The sequence below is a fragment of the Psychrobacter sp. T6-1 genome (assembly GCF_052258445.1).
Genome location: NZ_JBQQFC010000213.1, coordinates 1 through 4,314, shown reverse-complemented (window position 1 = coordinate 4,314; position 4,314 = coordinate 1). Strand labels below are relative to the sequence as shown.

At 45.0% G+C, this 4,314-nt stretch carries 3 protein-coding genes and 1 pseudogene; 3 read left to right on the top strand and 1 reads right to left on the bottom strand.

The genetic code is table 11. The features are described 5' to 3' along the window. From ACTXGO_RS10315 to ACTXGO_RS10305, 3 genes are all read left to right on the top strand, one after another. A partial coding sequence (locus tag ACTXGO_RS10315) for a sugar phosphate nucleotidyltransferase (protein WP_443574363.1) occupies positions 1-660 on the top strand: 660 nt, incomplete at its 5' end. A gap of 15 nt (positions 661-675) precedes the next feature. Continuing rightward, positions 676-2,337, top strand: a complete 1,662-nt coding sequence (gene pgi, locus ACTXGO_RS10310) for a glucose-6-phosphate isomerase (RefSeq protein ID WP_443541195.1) — start codon at positions 676-678, stop codon at positions 2,335-2,337. Between the two features lie 67 nt (positions 2,338-2,404). Next, positions 2,405-3,811, top strand: coding sequence for a UDP-glucose/GDP-mannose dehydrogenase family protein (locus ACTXGO_RS10305; RefSeq protein ID WP_443574361.1), 1,407 nt, complete (start codon positions 2,405-2,407; stop codon positions 3,809-3,811). Positions 3,812-3,914: 103 nt separating this feature from the next. On the opposite strand, the pseudogene ACTXGO_RS10300 reads toward ACTXGO_RS10305, so the two are convergent. Then, positions 3,915-4,314: pseudogene (locus ACTXGO_RS10300) on the bottom strand (phosphomannomutase CpsG); the annotation flags it as partial.

Below are 4,314 nucleotides of genomic sequence, written 5' to 3'. Positions count from 1 at the left end.
CTGGATCATCAGCTTCGGCAAAAAGGCAAAGACGCGCTTGCTGATAGTTTAAACTGGTTACCGAAGGATGTCAGCGTATCTATGATACGTCAGGGCAAAGCGCTAGGTTTAGGTCACGCGGTGCTAGCTGCGCGCCCCATTATCGGTGATAACGATTTTGCGGTGTTGCTACCAGATGTGGTGCTGGATCCTTTTACCACTGATAGCCAAAGCGATAACTTAGCTTTTATGATTAAACAGTTTGCTGATGATAGGCATTCGCAAATACTAGTGGATCAAGTGGCTGACGAAGACGTACATAAATACGGTATTGCTAAGCTCAGTCAAGACCACGACCTTGCTACCCAAAACGATAATACTTCAGAAAATATGAGTTTTAAAGTTGCAGGATTTGTAGAAAAACCTAGCCTAGATAAGGCGCCATCTCGGCTGGCTGTCGTAGGCCGCTACGTATTTAGCAATCAGATATTTAATTATCTGGCGAATACTACTGCTTCTGTTGGCGGTGAGATTCAACTGACCGATGCGATCGATGCTCTAATCAGTCAGTATGGCGTCAATGTCACGACAATGCGTGGCGATAGTTATGATGCAGGTGATATGCACTCTTATATGCAAGCGTTTATCTATTTTGCCCAGCAACAACTTGATAATAATTAAGACATGGATGTAAAAATGCAAAGCTACAGCGCTAATAGTGCTCGCCACTCAAAACCATGGCAGCAGCTGCAAGACCTTGCCAAACAGTCCTGGTCACTTGCTGAGCTGTTTGCTAAAGACTCTGCTAAAGGGGACGCGCGTACGACGCGTTTCAGTACGCAGGCAGGTGAGCTGTATATGGATTACAGCAAACAATGTATCGATGAGACGGTATTGTCGACGCTTTTAGACATGGCTGACAGTTGTGATTTATCTGGACGTATAAAAGCCTTGATGCAAGGCGCTATGGTCAATACCAGTGAAGAGCGTGCTGCTTTGCATACGGCGTTACGTCTACCATCAACTGCCAAACTGCAAATGGGTGAGCAAGATGTTGTGGCTGATGTACATAAGAGTCTATTGCAGGTAGAGCGTTTGTCCAAACGTATTAGAAATGGCACGTGGCGCGGGTTCTCGGGTAAAGCAATTACCGATGTGGTCAATATCGGCGTTGGTGGTTCAGACCTTGGGCCGTTGATGGCAGCGACTGCTCTTGATGAATGGTCTGATACCGATATTAGGGTACATTTTGTCTCCAATATGGATGGCTCCCAGCTCGATAATTTGCTCAAACGCTTAAATGCAGAGACCACGCTATTTATTATCTCCTCCAAATCCTTTGGTACCGTTGACACCTTATCCAACGCGAAGACGGCGCTGTCATGGCTGCTAGCAACCGCTAAGCGCCGCGATGGTAGTGAGGATAGCGTATTACGTCGGCACTTTATCGGTATATCTGCTAATAACGAAAAAATGAGCGCTTGGGGTATTCATCCTGAGCACCAGTTGCAGCTTTGGGATTGGGTCGGTGGACGCTTCTCTTTATGGTCAGCGATTGGTTTAGCCATTGCTGTGCGCATTGGTATGAGTCAGTTCCGTGAATTGCTCGCTGGCGCGCACAGTATGGATGAACATTTTGCCCATACTGATTTTGCGGATAATTTGCCTGTGCTACTGGGTTTGCTCGCGGTTTGGAACAGTACGTTCTTGCAAATACATGCTCATACCGTACTTCCATATGATGGCAGACTGAGCTATTTGCCCAGTTATTTGACGCAGCTTGAGATGGAGAGTAATGGTAAGTCGGTCACTCATGATGGCACTCGCGTTGATTATAATACCTGTCCAATTCTTTGGGGAGAAATTGGATCTGATGCTCAGCATGCGTTTTATCAGCTACTTCATCAAGGTACTCAACACGTTTCTTGCGACTTTATCGCTTGCGTGCGTCACTACAGCGATGAGCTACAAAATGCCTCCTTGCAGCATCAGCATGAGCTATCTTTGTCTAACTGTTTGGCGCAAAGCCGCGTCCTAGCCTTTGGTAATGCAGCAATCGTTGAGAAGACTCATGCTTGCGAGGCGGACAAGTACAAGCATTACCGTGGTAATCAGCCCTCAACTACGCTATTGCTCGACAAACTCACGCCGCATAGCTTAGGCGCGCTTATTGCCTTATATGAGCATAAAGTTTATGTCATGGCTAGTATTTGGGATATTAATCCTTTTGATCAATGGGGCGTTGAGATGGGTAAACAGATGGCAGAGACGGTTTATCATGCCCTGCAACAAGACGGTAGCGAGCAGTTTGATAGCTCGACCAATCAGCTGCTTGCCCATATCAAACAGCTGTCTTGATACTGTTTGTAGTTAAATTTAGATGATAATTAGACGTAAATGATAATAAGAAGTGAAAGGTAATCTTATGACTTCAAACTCTGCTAACAGTAATTCTGCTAACAGTAATAATGGCGAAAACGCTAATCGTTTTGCTGTCAAATACTCTGATGTCTGCGTACTTATTGGTCATGGTATTGAGGCTTTAACTAGTGCAGTCGTGTTGGCAAGTTTAGGTCAATACGTTCATATCTATGCCGATAACGATAAATTGTCACAGCAGCTGCAGCAATACAGTTTTGAGCATCATCTGCAAGCACTGTGGCAGCTTTATGTTCAACAAGAACAGATAATAAGTTTTCAGTTGCCTAAAAATGCGGATGAACTCATTATTACTTATGAAGAGCCTACTACCGATACCAAGTGTGACAGCACTCAGATTCTACCCCGCGCTGCGCTCTATTGGCTGTTTATTGATGACATAAAATCATTTTGGAATGATGAAAGCTGGGTTAGCAGCTTTAATGATAGTCAGCAGCAGACCCAACCGATTATTACGAGTGGTATCGAAAATCTAGGTCATATCTCTCAAGTTGCTCAGCGTCTAAGACGTGCTTGGGTGTATTATGTGCCCTTTGTATTCTTGCAAGATGGCGAGGCCTATAGCTCGATGCTTAAACCCTCGCTGTGGTTACTGGGCGAAAAGACGCCAGACAGCAGTCAGCATCTACGCGCGCTACAGCCTCTAATGCAACAGGCGCGCTCCTATCATCATGCTGATATTGCAACGATAGAATTCGCTCGCAGTAGTATTATGGCCATGCTAGCGACTCGAGTGAGTTTTATGAACGAGATGTCACGCTTAGCAGATAGCCAGAATGTCGATATCGGACAGGTCAGTCAAATCATGGGACTCGATGCGCGCGTGGGTAGCAGCTACTTACAAGCAGGTTGGGGTTTTGGCGGTAATACTTTGCCTAGTGAGCTTATAAAGCTGGAAGAATCAGGCGAGACTAGCCGCGTTGAGATGCCACTACTGCAAGCGGTCATGCACATCAACGAAGACCAAAAAGAGCTGATATTTCGCAAATTTTGGCAATATTTTGATGGGTTTATCGATAATAAAACCGTAATGATTTGGGGCGGTAGTTATAAATCAGGCTCTGGACGCACCGCAAATTCTGCAATTCATCCGCTCCTGAGCTTATTGTGGTCATATAATATTCATACGCTTATCTATAGTGATAAGGCACAAACCGAACTCGCTGAGCAGTATGAAGAACAGCCGCTTATGACGCTGATTAATAGCCCTTATCAGTCTTTAGCTAGTGCTCAAGCTATATTTATCATCAGCTGGTCGCCACAAGATCGCTTAGATGTTGCCAGTATCAATCAGTACGCAATGCCTATCTTTGATGCGCAGAACGTATTGACCCGTGTGCAAGTTGAGGGACTTGTTGGCGGTTACGTGGGTATCGGTCGCAACAAGTCATAGTTTTTATCATTAAAAAAGGGTCTGCTCATATGATAATGAGTAGACCCTTTTTTTATTCTATTAACCTCGAAGCGTTTTTAGACAATATAACAGACTAGATACGTTAAGCCGGTATCGCTCCTTGAGCGGCTAACCACTGCTGAATGTCGTCCACTTTTTGCGCGAGTAACTCTTTATCCCCACGCGCTTCAATATTTAGACGAATCAGTGGCTCAGTATTAGACGCTCGCAAATTAAAACGCCAATCACCAAAGTTCAGGCTCAGTCCGTCTAAGGTCGATTTTTTAGGGTTTTGCGCGCTAAATCTATTTTCTATGGCGCTGATAATACTGGGCGCATCATGGGTAGTCAGGCGAAAGTTAAGCTCGCCTGAGCTTGGATAGTCGCTGATATAGCCTGTGACCAATTCTGACAGCGTTTTGCCTGTGACTGACAATAGCTCAATGGTCAACAGCCAAGGTATCATGCCACTATCACAGTAGAAAAAATCGCGAAAATAATGA